We start from the raw sequence: 18,482 nt of genomic DNA, 5'->3' as shown, positions 1-18,482 counted from the left end.
AAGTGGCCTACGGGTGACACTTCAACGTATTGTTCCTACCATGAATTTTGCTCATTGCAGCCATCATTTTGTCATTGTCGATATAGCTTTTCGGTAAGGCCATAACCTCGACACGAAAATCCGGTGCTGACTCGCTAAGATCGGACTCACTGGTTACCGGTGTAACCATCATTACATTCAAGTCTGGGTTACGAGCCGCAATACGTGAGGCTGTTCCTAATCCTTCTGCGACATGAAATCGGCCTGCTACGTGGATGATCTGCTTGGTTGGGTGCAAGGCGAGATAATTCACCATACTCTCCGCCATTGTATCGTCCCAGGCGGTTTGGGCAGCAAACTGGCGCTGGTTTTTTGCCTCATTGCCGTGGTGCATCGATGAGATGAACTTGTCTCGATAGGCATCGCTGCCTAGAGATAGTGATTCGGCTACCCACTTGCGCTCGATATCTGGCAGGCGGTCGAGGTATTCCGCTCCGTGTTTGCCGATGCAGCGGACAATGATTCTGGGCGCATTGGCGGCAATAATGTCGAGCTGTTTTTGTTTGGCAAACTCGACAAGCGGACGGTAGTCACTGCTGTAATTGGGCCAGGCACGGCCTTCCTTAATCAGGGTTTGTTCGCCAATTTTCCCTGCGAGATACTGGTTAACTACATTCTGCTTCTCACGGGTAAACTGCTCCATAGACAGGGCCATATTGGGGTTCTGGCGATAGAGCTGGGCAAACAGTTGTGCTTGCATCAAATGGGTGCCGGGATGGCCATGCCATTCGCCGACCAGCACGATATCTGCATCCTGCAATGCCAAGGCTAGCTCGCTTAGGCTCAGGGGCGTTGTCCCTTGGGGCGATGTAATCGAGTAGTCATAAAACGTTTTAGAGAGCGGGGCCGGATCTGGGACGGATTGCGTTGTGGTTGGCTGGGTAGCGCACCCTATTAGCAGGCTGACCAATCCGAGGGAGAGCCAATTTTTCATCTCTTTCACCACTATGCTTAGGCAAGTACCAAGTTAAAAAAATACCAAGTTCGCTGCGTTAGCCAAAGATAACTTGTGCTCATAGGCGTTTGATATAAGAACCGTTTGATATAACTGTAGACGGTGCGAAATGATAAGAGAGATGAAATTATGCGGAAATGAAATTAAGAACCGCGGTCTCAGACAAGAGCTGAGACCGATTGACGGCTGCTGGTCCGGAAGTTAAAGCCTGCGGTACACCCGGACCGAAAAATCGGCTTCGCAGCCAAATTCGCTGGCGGTACGGAGTTGTTGCCAGACATCTTCAGAGGTTTTCCAGGCAAAAGGGGTCATTTGCATCAATGCCGTGGCTTCTTCGCCGGATAGGTTCATTTCGTAATGCCGCTGTTCATCCGAAACAAGCTCAAAGCCTTCAATGGTTTCTGCTGTCATATCATGCAAGCGTACGCCGTCGTATATCAGTTCTTTCAGTTGGTATAGGTGACGGGCGGCAGGCGTTACTGTGAGCAAAATACCACCGGTCTTTATTGCACGGTAAAGCTCCTCGTCCTTGCAAGGTGCATAGATGCGAACCACACCATCAAGCAGAGCGTCTCCAAACGGCAGTCGATGACTGGAGGCAACACAGAACTGACAGTCAGGATAGCGCTTCGCAGCATAGCGGACAGCGACTTTTGAGATATCCAGCCCGTGTACGCAAAGGTCTGAATGCGTTTTAGTTAGGCTGGCAAACTCGGAGGTGTAATAGCCCTCACCACAGCCGATATCAAGCAGGTGCTGCGAGTGTTCCGGCAGGTGCCGTTCTAGCTGGTCGACGACCTGCTTTCGCAAAGGCTGGTAATGATCTGTATTGAGAAACAGGCGGCGTGCCTGCATCATTTCTTTATTATCACCCGGTTTTTTTGACCCTTTGTGCTGGGCCGGCATCAGGTTGACATAACCTTCTTTGGCCTGATCAAACTGATGGTTGTTTTCACAGCGCCAGGTATTCGCCTGAAGGCTAAGCGCTGAATGACAAAGTGGACATTGGTAGGACATGGGTAAACCGGATGATGTAAGAGACTGCGGCTATTGTAAACATCCCCCTATATTGCTGCAAGAATAGGGTTTGACTTAGGGAGGCAGTAGCCTCCCGTACGGCGATACGACCTAGTTAGGCCGAACCTTGTATTCCGCCTTATCAAGGCTATGCTTCTTCATTCTCAGGTATAGTTTTTTGCGCGGGATCTGCAAATAGTTCGACACTTCGTTGATCCGCCCGGCAAACAGATAAAGGGCATCTTCGATAACCTGTTTTTCATAGCTGTCGACAAGATCATCGAGAGGGCTGCTCATCTGATCAAGGGGTTTCGTCCGCTCTTGGCCGGTGAGTTTTACTATGCCAATCGCGTAGAGCTCGGCGACATTTTTCAGCTCCAGAACATTTCCCGGCCACTCGTGGCGGTTGAGGGTGTTAATGTACGCCTTATCGACGGCTGGCAAGGCTTTATTGAGTTTTTGGCAGCTTTTTTTCAAGAAGTGGCGGAACAGTGGCGTGATATCACAGTTGCGCTGTTTCAGAGGAGGAAGGCTGAAGCGTACCTGGCTGAGGAAGTAGAATAACTCCGGCAGTAGCTTGTCTTGTTCAACCTTGGCTTCTGGTGTTCCCTCGAGAATAGCCAGCACGCGAACTTCTTTTTTCCCCTGGCGCTCTTGCTCCAGTAGAAAGCGGCATAGCCATTGCTGGGCTTCTATCGGCATGTCTTGGGGATTGCTCAGGCATAGGCTGCCGCCACGCGCAGAGATCATACTGCGTTGTAGATCAGCCGTACAGCTAATGGATTGACCGAGTGCATTGGCGTAGGGGGCATCGCGCAGCTCGCTCTCCTGGTGCAATAGCTTGGCAATCGTATGGCGACCCGTTCCGTTTTCGCCTTCAATGAGAACGTCCTTGGTGGTAAGGGCCGTCTGGGCAATTTGTTCCCGGATTTTAATGATCAGCGGACTTTCGCCCAGCAAGACCTCTGACGCTGAGTTGGTCAGGTTGGCTCGCTGTTCAATTTTCTCCTTCCGTACCGGCAGGTGTTTTTCCAGCAGGGTAACAAGTTCTGCTGGCTGGAGGGGTTTTTGCAGGAAATCTAGCGCACCTTTTTTGACCGCGTCAACGGCCATCGGAATATCTCCGTGACCGGTGATCATGATGACAGGCAGTTCTGGATCCAAGGCTTTGACTTTATCTAGCAGCTCCATGCCGCTTAAGCCTGGCATGTACATATCGGTAACCACAACTCCTGGCCAGTTCTTATGCAGCATGGAGACAGCGGCGGTAGGATCGGTTAGGGCGCAAGCCTTATAGCCTGATACTTCAAGCAGATGCTGATAGGCATCGAGTACATCCTGGTCATCATCGATGATGACAACTTCGATATCATTATTCATTATCATAATGGTTCAGCTCCAATACGACCATAGCACCACCTTGAAGGTTTGAGGCAAGAAAGATATCACCATCAAAGCGGGTCATAATTGAACGGCAGATACTTAGCCCGAGGCCAAGTCCGACATCCTTCGTTGTGGTAAATGGGGTAAATAGTTTTTCGATAATATCAGCAGAAAATCCGTGTCCGCTGTCACTGACGGCGAGACGGACACAACTCTCTTCACTATCAAGAGCATTAATGGTGATTTCGCGCAGTTCGCTTCCTGCAACAGCATCACAGCTATTTACCAGTAGATTGACAAACACCTGCTCTAGCTGCACCTGATCGGCTAGGGCATTGAGCGGGACATGGATCTGGCTGGATATGGTGGTCTTTTGAACCTTGGCCCGGTTTTCAACAATCAGCATTGCTTGGTGGAAGGAGGCTTGAATATCAACGGAACCAAGTGAGCTGTTAGCAGACTGTTTCTTTGAAAAACTGCGCAGAGTGGCAATAATACGGCCCATGCGAGAAGTCAAATGGTCTATTTTATCCAGGCTGGTAGGCAGCTGGGTATAGTTCTCCTTGTCTATGGCCATTTTTGTGGCGAAGACATGGGTCGAAATTGCCGACAGAGGCTGATTCAGTTCATGGGCCAGAGAAGTCATCGTCTGGCCGACGACCGCCATTTTGGCTGCCTGGATCAGATCATCCTGGGTTGCGCGCAAATCCGCTTCGACGCGTTTCCGGTCGTCGACCTCGGCTTTGAGTTGGCGGTTCCGATTGGTGAGAGACTGGGTCTTTTCTCTCACCATGTTTTCCAACCAACGAGCAGCGTTTTCTTGCTCGGTGATATCCGTCATCGTGATGATGACTTTGTCATTATTTCCTTGTTTGAACAAACGGAAGTCCAAGCGTAGATAAAGCTTGTTACCTTCACTGTGGCTGTGCATCAGTGTTAGGTTACAGGCCCCGTTATTCAATAGCGGGCTGGTACTCAAGAACAGTGCCTGCAGTCGCTGCTGCATATTATTGCTAAACAAGGTCCATATTGTCTGTTGAACCAGCGATGCATCGTAACTGAACAGGGCTTGTGCGCTGGGGTTGACCGATTCTACCACGCCGCTCAAATCGCAGGTGATGATGCTGGCTTGGGTATTATTGATCAGATTCAGGGCGTTGCTTTGCTGCATTTCCTGCATCTGGCTGCAAAAATAGCGTAAATTATCGCCCAGCATACCAATTTCATCATTTCCGGAGACTTGGATGTTTGCGTTGAGCCGATTATTGGCAACGGCATACAAATCTTGCGAGAGTAAATTGAGTCGTTTGACGATACCGCGCCCAACGAGGTGAATCGATAGGGTAACCGTAAGGAAAACAGACAGAAGTACTACGCCGAACAGAAGGATATTACTGATCCTAATCGATTGATTTGTTTCTTCATTGAGTTGCTTGAGGGAGGCATTCTCCTGCTCTACCATTGTTTGGATGAGCTGTTCCTGGTACTCCAGCCGAGTCTGTATTTGACCTTCATATAGCCTGATAGCATTGTGTAACTCGACATCCAAGCGCAACTGCTCCTCCAGAACCCCTTTGGGTTCGACAAGGGTGATCAGCTCTTGTAACAGTTGTCTGTAAGAGATCGTTGATGGGTAATGGCTGAGATTTTGGCTCATTTTGCTGATGTCTTCAGTCTTGTAGCCAATAAAATAAAAGGCATTGCCGAGATCCCGGTTTTGTCGTTGTTGGATAATTTCCTGAACGAGCTGATGCAATTCATTTTCTTTGATGGTGATTGACTGGATAAAAGAAAATTCTGCCATGACATCCGTAATCGCTTCAGTATTAATCGCATTGGGCAGCATTCGGGTGACCTGCCACTCGACCTCCTGGCGCAGTGGTGTGAGTTCATCGACCAAATCCTGGTGTAGCCACTTGATGGTATTTTCTGTTTGGGCTAACGAGAACAGGTGGGTATTGCGCTGGTATAGCAAACCGACATAGGCAGAGATATCTGTTAGCAGCGTCTCATGTTCGGCCTTGATTGCCGGGTAAAATTTCAAATTGACCGTTTCTTTAATGGCGGCTGATATTTGCTCTAGCTTTGTCGTAATGTTTTGCTTGAGCTCGGCATGTAAAATCGGATCGGTATTATTGCTGAGCATATTAAGGGCAGCCTGCAACCCCGCCGTATTCCTTTCCAGCTGATAACTCACCCGCAAGGTCGGCATATTCTTCTCGATGATCGTGTTGACTTGGGTATTGAGGTTTTCCCAGTTAACAACGGCTATCAGACTCACGCTGATGGTGAGCAAGGCCATGAAGCCGATAGAGGCTACCAGACGGTTACCAATGGTATTTCTGAGCAACATCACTTTGCCCCTTTGGTTTTGGCAAGGAGTTGCTCAGAAATGAGAATAGATTCTTCTAGCTGTTTGCTCATCATATGGCGCCAGCGTTTAATGCACTTGGCGGTATGAACATCACTCCGAGAGTGGAGCAGAGCCTGGTTGTAGCTGATGCTGCTGGCTTGGACGTCACTGACCGGTGGCGTCGAAGCCAGTTGGATTGCCCGCTGATATTGCTGATGCTGGGTATCGGTCAGGGACTCTTGTTTCTCGATTTGATGAATAAGCCGCCAAGCCTGATTGAGCAAATCCAGCTGGTGGTTAATGACTTGGTCAAATAGTTGCTTAATTAAGATTGCACGGTGTTGCATCAGCTCGTGGTTGATTGGAGATACCGAATAGGGCTGGTTGGGCTTCTGGTGCAAGCCGTATTTGTTCAGTGAGCTGGTAGACAGGTTTTGCTGTACTTTGTCAGAGAGCAAATAGTCAACAAAATTCTGGCTATGGGCCGCCTGGTTAATATTCTTGACCGCGGCAATATAGCTAGGTAGCTGTGGGCTTTGGTTTTGGTAATGGAACCCAATAAAAGGAAATTGTTTCTGGTCTTCATAGGCAAAGCTGTCAATGACAGGGCCTACACCGACGAGTCCGCGAGAAATTGCATCGCTGACACCAAAGCTACGGGCCGAGACTGAAGCAAGGTTACCGCCAATTTGGAGCAGTAGTTTCCAGCCTTCTTTCCAGCCATACTGCTGCAAGATGTCCTCAACCATGAGGTGAGTAGTGCCAGAGCGGCTTGGGCTACTCATAATGATATGCCTGAAGTACTGTGGCTGAATCAGGCTTTTCCATGTCTTGGGGATATCGAGCTGGTGCTTTGCCAGATAATCTTTATTCCACATCAGGCCATACCCTGAATATCCGAAAACGGCGATAGAGGAGGTCGTATCTGGCTGAAAGGTCTGCCACTGAGCATCAAAGTCATGATCTAGTCCGCTCAAGGGCTGTAGCCTATTATTCTCAATCAGAGACAAAAATAAAGCCGGTGACGAGGAGATCACAATATCGATATCATGGTCATTTTTGTTCAGCAGGCGAAGCCCGGACTCTTCTCTCCGGTGAAGTACCTTAATAGTTACATTTGGATATTGCTGTTGGAATTGTTGGGTAACCGGTGTGATTGATGATTCGGTAAAGGTTGTCAGAATAATCAGTTGATTCGTGGGCGCAGCAATACAAGCTGATGAAAAAAATAGCATTAATATAATAAATCGAATCATGATCGTTACTGTTTACCTTGTATTGACAGCTCTTATATACAAGGTTACTCCGCAGGATTGTAGTTAATTAAACGAGACTATTGATGAATTTCTAAGATGTTATCGATTTTATAGTTATATATAACAATTATCGGTCAATAGTGACTCGCTTTGGTGTTGGGCTTTGTTTAATGTCACATTTTTCATGTTTTGAAGCAATAGGCCTAGCAGTCTTGATGTACTCATGAAATATGACAGATCGCTTGGGTACAAAGGCAAATAGAAGAAAAGCAGAAGTTAAAGGTATATGAGGCAGAGACTGGCATGCGGAGTGTACTTTTTCAAACTAAAAACCGGAGCCATAGCTCCGGTTTAATATTCTCAATCTTTACTTGCTAGGCATTTTGAATTTGTTGAATTTCAGTTGCAGACAAGTGGTATTGGCGTGGGCAGTTACGCCATGTTTGCAGCATACGCTGGTATTTTTCCAGCATTGGGATCTGGCTGTTGAACATGTGCTCAGATTTATCAAACTGCGGATAGAGGCCTTCTTCTTCAGTTAGGAAACGAACGTAATGCACTAACTGTGATTCTGTCGCGGCATCAAAGCCCAAGAACTGAAGACGACGCGAGTCAACTTGACGCTGGTTGTCTTCGTTTAGCATTTTGAACGACTCCTGCATCGCGTGATACATTTCCATAAAGTCAATCACGTTGCGGCAGTCTTCTTCATTCAGGCAGCCAAAGTCTTTGTCCAGTTCACGCATCTGCAGGCCATAACCGCGTTCTACAATCGTTTGCAGGCGACGATATTTTGCTGAATTTTCCGGATTCATTTTAGACATCAGGTAGTACTGGTTTGAAAGAATAAGACGTTGTGCGTTGGTCATTTCCATAATGGTAGGCCTTTAATATTGTATTGAGCTGGCATTGAGATTATCAGGTTGAATACAAAAAAAATTGATCTGACGCCGTCTTGCCGATGATTTATTGTTAAATAAAATTGACTGGCTAAAGCTTGTGCAATCAGGTGTCCGGTGTTGATTTAACAAAATTCACCCTTGTTTTTTACATGGTTATTAATGCGCTATCCTCTTGATATAACCTTAGCTTATTTGGCATAGAAGGTGCTGCACGGATGACAACATTACAGTGGGCGGGGGCTCTGATTTGGCTGGCAATTGTGGTGATTGGCTTTCCTCGGGAATTTTGGCCCAAGTTTAGATCGGAGAAAGATTACCAGCACTTAGTATTGGCCAGTATTGTGATGCTGTGTCTGCTCTGGGGCCTGAGGGCCGGGATTGCCGAGGGGCTGCAAGTCCACTTTTTGGCGTTAACGGTTCTGGTTTTATCCCATGGTTGGCAGATTGCAGGGCTGATTGGCTCAATTCCTATTGTGATATTCGCTGTTCTTGGCGTAATTAATTGGCCTGATGCAGGGTTATATGCGTTAACCGGAGTGATTGTTCCTGCGATATTTAGTTTTGGGGTATTTTTATTTAGCTACCGGTTTATGGCAAGGCATCTATTTATCTATATATTTATTGCCGCATTTCTCAACGGTGCACTAACCATGGTTATTCACCTGCTGTTAACCAGTGGCTGGATGTATATCGGTTTTGATTATTCATGGGCCTATATTGTCGATAATTATTTGGTACTGCTTCCTTTGTTAGTTTTCCCAGAAGCGCTGATAAACGGAATGGCAATTACCCTGTTGGTGGTTTATAAACCGGAGTGGGTGAGAACCTTTGCTGACCGAGACTATATTTATCCTGCCAATAATAAAGATAAATAGTGTGGGTATTGATTATAAAAAAAGCGCCAGCCGACTTGCTGGCGCTTTTTTGTGGTTGCCTCGTACTAGCTTAGTCCGATGATATTCCCGTCGTCATCAATATCCAGTGCCATGTAAGCGGGTTTTTCCGGTAGCCCCGGCATCGTCATCACATTGCCGCACAGCGCATAGACGAAACCGGCTCCGGCGCATAGCCGCAGCTCACGTATAGGGACGATGAAGTCTGTCGGTGCCCCTTTCTGGCTCGGATCATGGGTGATCGAGAGCGGCGTTTTTGCCATACAGACGGCGAGATTATCGTGACCTTGCTGCTTTAATTCTGCCAGCTGTTGTTTTGCCTGTGGCGACAGTTCGACGCCACGGCCGCCGTATCCAACCTCGGCGACGGTCATTAGTTTTTCTTCCAGGCTTTGATCAAGTGAATACAGCGGCTTGAACTGTGCCGGAGTCTGGCAGGCACTGACTACGGCTTGCGCCAGTTCCGCTGCCCCTTCGCCACCATTGCCGAAGGCCTCGCTGATCGCGACATCGACGTAGCAACCGAAATCTTCTTCGCTAACCCACGCCTTGAGAAGGTTCAGTTCGGTATCCGTATCTTGCGGGAAGCGGTTTATCGCCACAACAACCGGAATGCCGTATTTTGCCGCATTACGGATATGCCATTTCAGGTTGGCAAAGCCACCCAGCAATGCTTTTTCGTCCGGCGAGAAGATCGCGTCAGGCAAAGCTTGCCCCGGCCTTAAGTCATAACAGCCAGAATTGGCTTTCAGGCCGCGAAGGGTTGCGACGACAACGGCACAATCAGGGCCGCGTTCAGCTTGCTGAGCTTTAATATTACAGGCTTTCTCAAACCCCATGTCAGAACCGAAGCCGCCTTCGGTGATCGTGTAGTCGCTGAGCTTCAGCGCAATTCGGTCTGCAATAATTGAAGAGTTGCCGTGGGCAATATTGGCAAACGGCCCAGCGTGGATAAGTGTGGGAACCCCTTCTAACGTTTGCATCAGCGTCGGCTCGATAGCCTCGCACATTGTCACGGCCATTGCTCCGGCAACCTGAAGATCTTCGGCAGTAACAGGCTGGCCATCTAGGTTATAGGCAAGGACTATGCGGCCAAGGCGCTGGCGCATATCGGCCAGATCTTTAGACAGGGCCAAAATCGCCATCAGCTCGGAGGCGGCAGAAATGTCGAAGCCATCATCACGGGCGATACCGTTAATGGTTTTGCCCGGTTCGTTGTTGCCAACGGTGATCATTCGCAGAGCGCGATCATTATGATCCATGACCCGTTTCCAGCAAATACGGTTGATATCAATCCGTAGCGGCGTGAGGCCAGTTTTGTCGGCAAACGCGTCGTATCCATGGCGTTCTTCATGATACAAGCGGGCATCCAGAGCCGCTGCCGCCAAATTATGGGCTGCGGTGACAGCATGAATGTCACCGGTAAGATGCAGGTTGAGCTTTTCCATTGGTGCAACCTGGCTGTAGCCTCCGCCTGCTGCACCGCCTTTTACTCCAAACACCGGCCCCATGGAAGGCTGGCGGATACAGGCCATCACACTTTGGTTGATTTTGGCCAGTCCTTGAGCAAGTCCGATAGTGGTGACGGTTTTGCCTTCACCCAGCGGTGTTGGCGTAATAGCAGTAACCAGTACCAGCTTTCCTTCCTGTCTATCATTAAGGCGCTTGAGTATTGAGGGCTTAACTTTTGCTTTTAGCGTACCCTGGGGAGTTAAATCATCCGGCAGAATGCCAGCTTGTCGAGCGATTTGATCAATTGGGGTGAGATTAGTATCACGGCAAATTTGAATATCACTTTTCATCGGGGCCATAACCTCGCATCGGTAGCAATAAGGAAATATTGCATAGAACTGCATTTGCAGGTCGCGCAATCGTTTGCGTTTGGTTTATACCACAATTTTATCATGTATAAGTAGAAAAAATCCGATATAAGTCCGGTTATTTTATTTTTAGTCAGGAATAGGGCGAAAGCGGGAAGGTAGTTAAATGGTGATTAATACTGCCGAATCATTAATAAACCTGCCGAACGAGCCGGCAGGTTATTGATAAATTTATGCTATTTCAGCTTCCTGCTGGCTATTGTCGATACTTGTTACGGATACGAGGCTGCCGTAAACAGGGCGAAGTGCTTTGATGATTTCATTGCGGCTGATCATGCCAACAAGCTGATCATCTTTGACAACTGGGAAGCTGTGAGGACGGTTGACGACCATGGTACGGGCACGCTCATTCAGAGAAAGTGTCGTTAGTTGGGTCGCAATACCACCGCTGCTGACAGGGTATAGGATATTTTTGTCGATACACATGTACTCGGCAATTTCTAGAATTGAATTTTCAGGGCCCACGGTTTGAATCTCATGTCGCATCAAGTCTTGTACCTTGCACTCGGCTTCTGGCATGTAGTCACTGCACCAGAGATCAACCAGTGTGTCGTGGATTGAAAAGAAGCCGACCAGACGTTGGTCACTTGATAGAACAGGTGCTCCAGAAAGGCCTTCCTTTATAAGAATATCAAGTGCTTCAGCAACAGGCATACCTGGCAGAAGGGTGGTTGTTGCCGGGCGCATATAGTCGTTCACAAGTAGATTTTCCTGGAGCATAGCGTTGTCCTTAGTTAAAACAGTTGAATTTGAGAAGTCGGGTGTAATGATGGTTGCTGTTGAATGGTGTTCCTTCGGCGAGCTGAAGATTGCCCAGTAGCTCAGGCCAACTAATACCCCGCCGCCAACGATATTGCCGAGGGTTACGGGAATAAGATTGGAAAAGATAAAGTTGTGAATATTGAGGTCGGCATATTGTTCTGGCGATACGCCAAGACCTAGCCAGAATGATTCCGGTGCGACATTCTGGATGGTGATACCCAGTGGCACCATAAACATATTGGCGACGCTGTGTTCAAAGCCGGTGCTGACGAACATGGCGACAGGAAGCACCATTATTGCCATTTTGGTCATCATGTTTTCTGAACAGAATGTCATCCAAATGGCTAGGCAAACCAGCAGGTTACATAAGATACCTAATGCAAAGGCTTCCATCGGCTGGTGGTGCAGCTTGTGCTGGGCGATGTTGAGGGCATTGAGTCCCCACTGGCCGCCGTCAAGCTGGTACAGGTTAGCCATTGACACTAGCGTCAGCAGCAGCATCGCACCGATGAAGTTGCCGAAATAGACTTTCATCCAAGTCGTTAGCATCTTGCCTGTGGTGATGTGTTTATTGGCTCGTGCGACTGAAGACAGTACCGTACTGGTGAAGAGTTCACCGCCGCAAATCACTACCAGAATCAGGCCAAGGCTAAATGCCAATCCACCAAATAAGCGGTTGATCCCCCAGCTCATGTTGCCGCCGCCGGTTGTGACGGTAATGTAAAAGACAAACGCGAGGCCGATGAAAACGCCAGCCGTGATTGCCAGAGCGATGGTCGTACGGGTTGGCTTTGATGCCTTGCCGACCGCGTATTTTTCCGCTTGCTTCATCATCTCTTTGGGAGTGAAGTTATTGTTGTTGGATGCCATTGCCGTGGCCATTTAAGAGTCTCCTGTTTTGTTTCCGGCTTGTCGGCCGGGGATAGTGAACACATAAAGGATTGATAACGTCACATTTCCTCCTCGTTGTGATTGGTAACTGGTATTCAGCATACGGGTGACAAAAGAGTTGAGTAAAATTGATAATTTTTTTAGCCATAATCATTAAAGTTGATATTCTTGGGGCTTAGAAAATGAATTGCATTTATCGGGGAGTGTATTAATGCGTTATTCACTGAAGCAGCTTGCTGTATTTGAAGAGGTTGCAAGCACGCGTAGTGTCAGTAAAGCCGCGGAAAACCTGGCTCTAACCCAGTCAGCAGCCAGTATGGCGTTATCTCAGCTTGAGAAGCTGCTTGGGCGAGCTTTGTTCGAGCGCCAAGGGAAGCAAATGGCATTGACCTACTGGGGAGCATGGCTTAGACCTAGAGCCAAACAGCTATTGTTTGACGCTCAGCAGATAGAGCAGGGGTTTTATGATCAGCACTTGGTTAGTGGGGAAATCAACCTTGCTGCTAGCCAGACGGTGGCAGAGCACCTTTTACCCGAGCTTATCAGTATTATTGATAAAGATTTTCCCGAGTTGCGTATTCAACTTAATGTGAAAAATGCGCAGAAAGTCATTGATAGAGTTAGAAATTATGAGTGCGAACTAGGGATTATCGAAGGGCGCTGTGATGACAGCAGGTTAGATCAGGAGGTCTGGTGCCACGACCACCTGGTGATTATTGCGTCTAAGCACCATCCTTACGCCAAGTTGGATACGGTTAGTTTTGCCCAGTTAGAGCAAGCTAAGTGGGTACTTCGTGAGCAGGGGGCGGGAACTCGACAAAGTTTTGAAAGTGCCTTGCATGGGGTTATCGAGGATCTGGATGTATGGCGTGAGTATGAGCAGATACCTGTCCTCCGCGCCCTGGTTACCAACGGGCCTTACCTGAGCTGTCTGCCATATTTGGATGTGGTGAAATATATTGATCGGGGAGAGTTGGTCGCACTGAATGTTCCCGAGCTGAATATGAAGCGAACTCTGTCGTTTATCTGGCGGGCTGATGCGATTGAGAATCCACTTCGTGATTGTATTCGGCGCGAGGCTATACGGATGATAAAAGATCGGAAAATGGACATGTAACGTCCCATAAGAATATTTGATGACAAATAACGATTTAATTTATAGGAAACAAAGTGCTTATTGATGGGTGGAGTACAAAGAAGAGCTGTTATCTGCCTATTTTCTGATTGTAAAATAATCGAGATGGTTGTTTTTTCGGCTTATTACTACATGTATTGACAGATCTGCATAAGAGAATGCTTTGTGCTCGTTTTATCTTGTTATTTTTCTTATCAATATTTCTGATTGGTTGCGGCAATAACCCTTATATGCGCCAGGGTGCTTATTTTGTTCAATTGAATTACCGACTATCAGATCGTGAATACATGGTCCCTTAATGGCTCTACATTCCGGATGTGCGGATTTTTATGCACGGGTGTCTTGAACCAATATGTGGTTCCATGACTATTGATCCTGGCGGGAAAGAGGTTGCTCCCAAAGCTTGAAAAAAAATGAAATACATCTATTTGATTTTATTTATCACGTCAATAACCGATTAAATTTTGAGCTGCTGATCTATGGACAAGGGGGTAATTATCTTTAAAATCCGGCCTTAGTTGATATTGCTAGGGACGATAACATGATCATCAAAGGAAAGCCGGTAAGGGATATATCCCTCAAGCTTAATACATTGTTTCGCGGGTTAGCGTGTCTGTTGTTGTTACTGTTTTTAATTAATTTACAGTCACTTACAGCCACTCTTTCTAGCTCGGCACTTTCGCTTCAGCAATTAACCGTTACAACCGGTTCTGATGACAAATCATTACCAGTAGCGGAAACATCGGTACAAAAGCCTGTACCTGATGCTATACAATCTGAGGCGCCTGTCGAGGAAGAGATTGTCGAACTGAGGCAGGCGGCGTTGGTGCGTTTTTCTAATAAGTTTAATTATCCGAATTCGGTTGAGTTTTACAGTCTGGCCAGTAGTGAAAACTGGATGTTCAGTCCTGCGACGGTGAGGGAAAAAGATAATGTACTTAACCTCACGACTTGTGGCTATTATGCAGCGAAAAATGCAATGGGTCTTGCTCGAGAAAGGGAGCCGTTCATCGTTGACCTGGTTTATGATTTTTTAAACCAGAGGTATAGCGTGCACGGTTACTTTAAAGATGACAGAGCCAACTATCATCAATTTGACGGTAGTAAAAAACCCGTTGAATTAAGTCGTAACCGTTTTAAGAACAAATGGGATGTTGCCTGTAAGCCGCTAAATGTCGAAAAATTTGACGATATCCTTTCGGTTGCAAGCATAGGACGTTTTGAGCCAAGCGAAGAGATGGCCTTCAAGCGACAGTTAAATGCGTTTGATAACACTGTTCAGAATAAAATTGCCAGCTGTATCAAGGATAAGGCGCTTATCTCGTCAGTACCTAGCTTGGTTGAACGAAAAAATCTTTGTCTGATTAATGCCCAGTGCAGTATCCAGAATGACGGGGCTGGTAATAAATGTGACTTAGTGAATAAAGCGTGTTCTGGTGATACAAAGTCGCAGCTTTGTAAAACAAATACCAATGAAGCGACCATCAATGAAGCCATCACCAAAAAAATGACGACCAACACTCAGGTTGCGAGTTAATCATAGCGGGAAATTTTAATGCAGGAGCAAGGGACGGTCTGCTCCTGCATGTTATGGTCATCATGCAGCGGTAAAAAAGGTATTATTGCATTAATACATCACGTTATGGCCATAGCTGGCGATGATGCTCTTGATTTTTTCCATGGTCTCTTTTGATGGCGGCTTTACACCGGCCAGCTGATATTCAAAACCAAGCGCTTCCCACTTATGTTCACCTAGTTGGTGGTACGGCAGCAGCTCGATTTTTTCAATATTATCCATATCTTGAATAAACTCACCCAGAAGGTGGGCTGAGCGTTCATCATCAGTGAAGCCCGGGACGATGACATAGCGTATCCATGTCTTCTGACCGCGTTTATGGAGATAGCGAGCAAAATCAAGAACACGCTTATTAGGCACACCGACGAGATCTTGGTGAATAGAGTCATCAAGCTGCTTTAGATCCAACATCACCAAATCAGAAGCATCAAGGACTTCGTCAACCACATCAGTATGTTTACGAATATAGCCGTTAGTATCAAGACAAGTGTGAATCCCTTCAGCTTGAACAGCACGGAAGAAATCACGAACAAACTCTGGCTGCAACATGGCTTCGCCACCAGAGGCTGTTACACCGCCTCCTGAAGCATTCATGAAGTGTCGATAAGCGGTGGCTTCTTTAACGAGTTCTTCGACAGTGATTTCCTTTCCATCATGAAGATCCCAGGTATCGCGGTTGTGGCAATACTGACAGCGCATTAAGCAGCCTTGCATAAATACGATAAAACGGATGCCGGGTCCATCCACGGTACCGCAGGATTCAAAAGAGTGAATACGGCCTTTTACTGACATTGCTTAACTTCTCCGCGTGGTGCGTGTTTACTTGTTATTTTATTACAAAATGGCAGGCTAAAATAGCGGAAAAATGGCTGTTGCCTCAGTTGATGTTATGCTTGAAGTTGAAGTGCCGCCATCGAGGGCGCAATAAAATATCAAATGCTCTGCATTTGCATACTGGTGTTATAAAGGTTTACTGCGGGAAAACCACGTATTTGTAATACGGCCTTGGTTGTTTTTATGGGGATATAAAAAAACCGACCCAGAGGTCGGTTTTTATCACTTATCAGCTAGCGGGCTAGCTGATAAGTATTACTGTATCTCAATTATAGAGATTCAGTGAAAGTACGCGCGATAACGTCTTTCTGCTGTTCAGCAGTTAGAGAGTTGAAACGCACAGCGTAGCCCGATACACGGATAGTTAGCTGTGGGTATTTCTCTGGGTGCTTAACTGCGTCTTGAAGCGTTTCGCGGTTAAGAACGTTAACGTTCAGGTGCTGACCGCCTTCGATGCCAGTCTCATGGTGGAAGTAACCATCCATTAGACCTGCAAGGTTAGCTTTCTGGGTCTCAACTTCTTTACCTAGCGCATTAGGAACGATAGAGAATGTGTAAGAGATACCATCTTTCGCATCAGCAAACGGCAGTTTACCAACAGAAGTCAGAGATGCTACCGCACCTTTTTCATCGCGACCGTGCATTGGGTTAGCACCAGGAGCGAAAGGAGCACCAGCTTTACGACCGTCAGGTGTAGTACCAGTCTTCTTACCGTATACCACGTTAGATGTGATAGTAAGGATTGACTGAGTAGGTACTGCATTACGGTAAGTATTAAGCTTACGGATCTTGTTCATGAACGTTGTAACAAGTTCACAAGCGATGTCATCAACACGTGCGTCGTTGTTACCGAACTTAGGATAGTCGCCTTCGATTTCGAAATCGATAGCGATGCCGTCTTCGTCACGTACTGGTTTAACTGTTGCGTATTTGATAGCAGACAGTGAGTCAGCAGCAACAGACAGACCAGCAATACCACAAGCCATAGTACGCTTAACATCACGGTCATGAAGAGCCATTAGTGATGCTTCGTAGCTGTACTTGTCATGCATGAAGTGGATGCTGTTCAGTGCAGTCACGTATTGTGTTGCCAACCAATCCATGAAGTGATCCATGCGATCCATAAGATCTGCATAGTCAAGAACTTCATCAGTGATCTTGTCCATCTTAGGACCGACTTGGATTTTCAGCTTCTCATCCACACCACCGTTGATGGTGTAAAGCATTGTTTTCGCCAAGTTAGCACGTGCGCCGAAGAACTGCATTTGCTTACCAACAACCATTGGCGATACACAACAAGCGATCGCGTAGTCATCAGAGTTCATGTCAGGACGCATCAGGTCATCGTTTTCGTACTGGATAGATGAAGTATCGATAGATACTTTTGCACAGAAACGCTTGAAGCCGTCAGGTAGCTGCTCAGACCAAAGAACAGTGATGTTCGGCTCTGGAGAAGGACCCATAGTGTATAGGCTGTTTAGGAAACGGAAGTTAGAACGCGTTACTAGCGTACGTCCGTCAAGGCTCATACCACCCATAGATTCTGTTGCCCAGATTGGGTCACCAGAGAATAGCTCATCGTATTCAGGCGTACGTAGGAAACGAACCATACGAAGCTTCATTACGAAGTGGTCAATCATTTCCTGAGCTTGAACTTCTGTGATTAGGCCAGCAGCGATATCACGTTCGATGAAGATATCTAGGAACGTAGAAGTACGGCCCAGAGACATTGCAGCACCATTCTGAGATTTAACTGCAGCTAGGTAGCCGAAGTAAGTCCACTGAATTGCTTCTTGTGCGTTAGTTGCAGGACCAGAGATATCACAGCCGTATTTAGCTGCCATAGTTTTGATCTGGCCTAGAGCACGGTGCTGTTCTGCAATTTCTTCACGAAGTTGCATAGTCGCTTGAAGATCTTCGCCTTTCTCGAAACGCTCTTGTAGAGACGTGAACTGAGCGAACTTGTCTTTCATTAGACGATCGATACCGTATAGTGCTACGCGACGGTAATCACCGATGATACGACCACGGCCGTATGCATCTGGAAGACCAGTCAGAACACCAGACTTACGACATTTCATGATATCAGGTGTGTAGATATCGAAAACGCCTTGGTTGTGCGTCTTACGGTACTCAGAGTAAATCTTAGATACCGTTGGATCTAGTTCACGACCGTATACTTTGCATGAACCTTCAACCATACGGATACCACCGTTAGGGATGATTGCACGCTTAAGCGGAGCATCAGTCTGTAGACCAACGATAGTCTCAAGATCTTTGTTGATGTAACCTGCGTCATGCGCAGTGATGGTAGAGATAACAGAAGTATCGAAATCAACAGGAGCGTGAGTGCTGTTTTCCTGCTTGATACCTTCCATTACCTGATTCCAAAGCTTGTTAGTCGCTTCAGTACCTTCAGATACTAGGAAAGACTCATCACCCTCATATGGAGTGTAGTTTTTCTGGATGAAGTCGCGAACGTTTACATCGTTCTGCCATTCGCCAGCGGCGAAACCTTCCCAAGCTTTAGCAAATTGCTCTGCCATGACATACCTACCTTTTTAGTAGAAAAAACACGTACTGATTTAATCGCTGTTGAGCTCATC

At 47.0% G+C, this 18,482-nt stretch carries 13 protein-coding genes; 3 read left to right on the top strand and 10 right to left on the bottom strand.

From position 1 onward, the window contains the following. Positions 1–7 precede the first annotated feature (7 nt). The 6 genes from EDI28_RS21725 to EDI28_RS21700 form a co-directional block, all read right to left on the bottom strand. The gene (locus tag EDI28_RS21725) at positions 8–973 is read right to left on the bottom strand and encodes a ChaN family lipoprotein (protein ID WP_128785980.1); all 966 of its coding nucleotides are present in this window, start codon (positions 971–973) and stop codon (positions 8–10) included. Positions 974–1,195: 222 nt separating this feature from the next. Next, entirely contained in the window at positions 1,196–2,011 is an 816-nt protein-coding gene (rlmA, locus tag EDI28_RS21720; RefSeq protein WP_128785979.1) for a 23S rRNA (guanine(745)-N(1))-methyltransferase, read from the bottom strand. 111 nt (positions 2,012–2,122) lie between these two features. Next, a complete protein-coding gene (locus EDI28_RS21715) occupies positions 2,123–3,397 on the bottom strand; it encodes a sigma-54-dependent transcriptional regulator (RefSeq protein ID WP_128785978.1) in 1,275 nt (424 codons plus the stop codon). After that, complete coding sequence (locus EDI28_RS21710) at positions 3,384–5,747, bottom strand: ATP-binding protein (RefSeq protein ID WP_128785977.1); 2,364 nt, start codon at positions 5,745–5,747, stop codon at positions 3,384–3,386. Before EDI28_RS21710 ends, EDI28_RS21715 begins: the two co-directional genes overlap by 14 nt. Then, complete coding sequence (locus tag EDI28_RS21705; protein ID WP_128785976.1) at positions 5,747–7,003, bottom strand: ABC transporter substrate-binding protein; 1,257 nt, start codon at positions 7,001–7,003, stop codon at positions 5,747–5,749. Before EDI28_RS21705 ends, EDI28_RS21710 begins: the two co-directional genes overlap by 1 nt. Before the next feature lie 374 nt (positions 7,004–7,377). Continuing rightward, a complete protein-coding gene (locus EDI28_RS21700) occupies positions 7,378–7,878 on the bottom strand; it encodes a YfbU family protein (RefSeq protein WP_128785975.1) in 501 nt (166 codons plus the stop codon). A gap of 242 nt (positions 7,879–8,120) precedes the next feature. Here EDI28_RS21700 and EDI28_RS21695 point away from each other — a divergent pair, with 242 nt between their 5' ends. Continuing rightward, entirely contained in the window at positions 8,121–8,780 is a 660-nt protein-coding gene (locus EDI28_RS21695; RefSeq protein WP_128785974.1) for an energy-coupling factor ABC transporter permease, read from the top strand. Positions 8,781–8,845: 65 nt separating this feature from the next. On the opposite strand, the gene EDI28_RS21690 is transcribed toward EDI28_RS21695, so the two are convergent. After that, on the bottom strand, positions 8,846–10,600 hold the full coding sequence (locus EDI28_RS21690) for a formate--tetrahydrofolate ligase (protein WP_128785973.1): 1,755 nt from the start codon (positions 10,598–10,600) through the stop codon (positions 8,846–8,848). A 249-nt stretch (positions 10,601–10,849) separates the two neighbouring features. Next, positions 10,850–12,322, bottom strand: a complete 1,473-nt coding sequence (gene focA, locus EDI28_RS21685; protein ID WP_128785972.1) for a formate transporter FocA — start codon at positions 12,320–12,322, stop codon at positions 10,850–10,852. A 220-nt stretch (positions 12,323–12,542) separates the two neighbouring features. Between focA and EDI28_RS21680 the strand changes: the two genes are divergently transcribed. Both EDI28_RS21680 and EDI28_RS21675 read left to right on the top strand, forming a co-directional pair. Next, positions 12,543–13,448: a LysR substrate-binding domain-containing protein gene (locus EDI28_RS21680; protein WP_128785971.1), complete on the top strand. Its 906-nt coding sequence runs from the start codon at positions 12,543–12,545 to the stop codon at positions 13,446–13,448. A 559-nt stretch (positions 13,449–14,007) separates the two neighbouring features. Continuing rightward, a complete protein-coding gene (locus EDI28_RS21675; RefSeq protein ID WP_128785970.1) occupies positions 14,008–15,003 on the top strand; it encodes a hypothetical protein in 996 nt (331 codons plus the stop codon). 90 nt (positions 15,004–15,093) lie between these two features. On the opposite strand, the gene pflA is transcribed toward EDI28_RS21675, so the two are convergent. Both pflA and pflB read right to left on the bottom strand, forming a co-directional pair. Beyond that, positions 15,094–15,834 (bottom strand): pyruvate formate lyase 1-activating protein, encoded by a 741-nt coding sequence (gene pflA / locus EDI28_RS21670; RefSeq protein ID WP_128785969.1) that lies wholly within the window; start codon positions 15,832–15,834, stop codon positions 15,094–15,096. Positions 15,835–16,145: 311 nt separating this feature from the next. Beyond that, positions 16,146–18,422 (bottom strand): formate C-acetyltransferase, encoded by a 2,277-nt coding sequence (gene pflB, locus EDI28_RS21665; RefSeq protein WP_128785968.1) that lies wholly within the window; start codon positions 18,420–18,422, stop codon positions 16,146–16,148. Positions 18,423–18,482: the final 60 nt, after the last annotated feature.

This window comes from Photobacterium chitinilyticum (genome assembly GCF_004104355.1).
GTDB lineage: Bacteria > Pseudomonadota > Gammaproteobacteria > Enterobacterales > Vibrionaceae > Photobacterium > Photobacterium chitinilyticum.
This window is presented reverse-complemented; position numbering and strand designations above follow the sequence as displayed.

What these genes read in the sequence shown, in the direction of transcription:
- EDI28_RS21705 (WP_128785976.1), bottom strand. Translation starts at nt 7,003, where the DNA reads ATGATTCGATTTATTATATTAATGCTATTTTTTTCATCAGCTTGTATT.
- EDI28_RS21725 (WP_128785980.1), bottom strand. Translation starts at nt 973, where the DNA reads ATGAAAAATTGGCTCTCCCTCGGATTGGTCAGCCTGCTAATAGGGTGC.
- EDI28_RS21710 (WP_128785977.1), bottom strand. Translation starts at nt 5,747, where the DNA reads ATGTTGCTCAGAAATACCATTGGTAACCGTCTGGTAGCCTCTATCGGC.
- EDI28_RS21700 (WP_128785975.1), bottom strand. Translation starts at nt 7,878, where the DNA reads ATGGAAATGACCAACGCACAACGTCTTATTCTTTCAAACCAGTACTAC.
- EDI28_RS21680 (WP_128785971.1), top strand. Translation starts at nt 12,543, where the DNA reads ATGCGTTATTCACTGAAGCAGCTTGCTGTATTTGAAGAGGTTGCAAGC.
- pflB (WP_128785968.1), bottom strand. Translation starts at nt 18,422, where the DNA reads ATGGCAGAGCAATTTGCTAAAGCTTGGGAAGGTTTCGCCGCTGGCGAA.
- EDI28_RS21690 (WP_128785973.1), bottom strand. Translation starts at nt 10,600, where the DNA reads ATGAAAAGTGATATTCAAATTTGCCGTGATACTAATCTCACCCCAATT.
- focA (WP_128785972.1), bottom strand. Translation starts at nt 12,322, where the DNA reads ATGGCCACGGCAATGGCATCCAACAACAATAACTTCACTCCCAAAGAG.
- rlmA (WP_128785979.1), bottom strand. Translation starts at nt 2,011, where the DNA reads ATGTCCTACCAATGTCCACTTTGTCATTCAGCGCTTAGCCTTCAGGCG.
- EDI28_RS21675 (WP_128785970.1), top strand. Translation starts at nt 14,008, where the DNA reads ATGATCATCAAAGGAAAGCCGGTAAGGGATATATCCCTCAAGCTTAAT.
- pflA (WP_128785969.1), bottom strand. Translation starts at nt 15,834, where the DNA reads ATGTCAGTAAAAGGCCGTATTCACTCTTTTGAATCCTGCGGTACCGTG.
- EDI28_RS21715 (WP_128785978.1), bottom strand. Translation starts at nt 3,397, where the DNA reads ATGATAATGAATAATGATATCGAAGTTGTCATCATCGATGATGACCAG.
- EDI28_RS21695 (WP_128785974.1), top strand. Translation starts at nt 8,121, where the DNA reads ATGACAACATTACAGTGGGCGGGGGCTCTGATTTGGCTGGCAATTGTG.